The organism is Aquimarina litoralis, from assembly GCF_019295435.1.
Taxonomy (GTDB): domain Bacteria; phylum Bacteroidota; class Bacteroidia; order Flavobacteriales; family Flavobacteriaceae; genus Aquimarina; species Aquimarina litoralis_A.
Window position 1 is genome coordinate 1 of record NZ_WEKL01000098.1, and the last position, 2212, is coordinate 2212.

General features: G+C 40.1%; 1 protein-coding gene. It reads right to left on the reverse strand.

The window, feature by feature from the left end; all coding sequences use genetic code 11:
* The coding region (locus tag GBO31_RS23310; RefSeq protein ID WP_219011028.1) for a hypothetical protein at positions 1-2212 on the reverse strand (2212 nt) is incomplete at both ends.

A 2212-nucleotide genomic window follows, 5' to 3' on the forward strand; every position in this document is an offset into this window, starting at 1 on the left:
ACCTGTGTAGGATCTACTAGCGTAATATTATTCTGTGATGAACAGCTCGTAATCGTAGAAGTAACTACTACTAAATACTCGCCTGCGCCTAATCCATCAAACAATGGATCATCCGTCTGGTCTGGACCGATCTGAGCACCCTGAACACTACCCGTGAAATCAAATAACTGATAGGTATATGGAAGGTCTGTACCTACTGGAGTCGTTACCAATATAGACCCATCACTTGAACCTACACAATTTGGATTATCTCCCGTTAAAGCAACTGTAGGATCCGTTGGAATTTCTCTAGTAACTGTAGCTGTAGCATCACATCCTGGTGCAGGTGCAATTCCGGAATCTGTTACCACAATACTATAACTACCTACTGATAAACCAGTAAATACATTACCGCCCGCTCCATTCTGAGTAATTGGACCAACAGCAGCCGATGCGCTATCCGTTCCAGTCAATACAAAAGTGAAATTACCTGGGTTCGTAGCAAAATCAGAACCGCCGCTAACCGTAACAGTAATATCACCATTGAAATCCCTACATGTAGGATCAACACTAAAATCAGCACTTACCAGCAACTCTGGATAAACAATCATCTGGTCTGTATCTGTACAACCATTAACGTCTCTTACAAAAATATTATAAGTTCCTGGTCCAGTAACTGTAAACTGATGCTCTGTATTACTCACATTTCCTGCTACATAAACTGGAGCATCTGGTGTTAATGGATCTCCATCATCTATACCATACTCTAATGTTCCTGTTCCGGTAGCCGTAACTGTAAATGTATAATTGTTATCAAATGTACATGCGTCATCTACAAACGCAGGAACACTTACAAAACTAGGATCTGCAATAGTGTTTAATGTAACATTTACAGAAGCGGATGGACAGCTATTCGCATCCTCCACACGTATTGTATATGTCCCGGCAGCTAGTGTATTAAAGAATCCAGTTCCATTTGTAGCAACATCTGTCGTACCATCATTTGCTATATAAGTATATGGCAATGTACCTCCCGTAGCGGTTACCTGAACCTCAGGGCTTCTTGTACAGAATCCATCTTGCTGACTTACTAAAGCTATACCTAAAGCTTCTGGCTCTCCTATTGTAAACTCAACGGCTGCATTACAAGGAGCAGCCACACCTCCATCTGTTTCAAAAACACGAAGTTGATAAGTTCCAGGTGATAAATTATTCAACCCATTTGTTACTGTTCCTGTAGCAGCAGCTGGGGGAACTAAACCTGTTTCTGGATTACTATTCGTCGAATTCGTAAAGGTAAGACCTCCACCAACTGCTATATCAGTTGCTAAATCTGTTACACTATATACCTCATAAGTTAGTTCTGTTCCTGCATATCCCGTAATCGAATACGTAAAACTACCATCTGCATCTCCTACACAACTAACATCTGTTGGCGTAACACTTATAGCAATACTTGATGGACTTGGCTGTGGAGCAATTGTCTGAATATCCACACATCCAGTACCTAAATCAGTAACCTGATAAGTAAATGCTGTATCAAATGGCAAGTTTGTAAATTGATGATTTCTTTCAAAAGGAGTACCTGAAGAAACAGGTAAACCATTCAAAGGAACTGGCGCGCCCGAAGGGAACTCACTAACTTCAAAAGGACCTGTACCACCTGATACTGAAATATCTACAGTAACTCCACCAGTACAAGTACCAACTGGTGCGGATTCTGAAACTGTAAATATAGCTGTTGTTGCTATATCAAATGGGAAAGTAAATCTACAACCGTTACTATCTACAATTTCTAATATATAATCACCAAAAGTTAAATCAGTAAATGTGGCATTATCTGCTGTTGTTCCTAAAACTGGGTTCGTAGATGGCGTAATAGCTAATGAATTATCTAAACGTAACAACGTATAATCATAAGTACCTGTACCTCCCGTAACTCCCGTAACTTGAATTGAACCATTGGTAGTAGTTCCGGTCATAGGATCACAGGTAATATCAACTGTAGTAGAACCTCCTAGAGTAATAGCTGCAGGAGAGCCTACTGTAACACTGAATGTTTCTGTACATTGTTTTGCATCTCTTACTACATAATTATATGTGCCTGCGGCTAATGAACCATACGTTGTCTGATTACTAAAACCTGATCCATCAAAGTCTATCTGATATGGTGGTGTACCAACTGTCGTATCTATTGTAATAACTACTGACCCATCAGTAGCTCCTATACAGG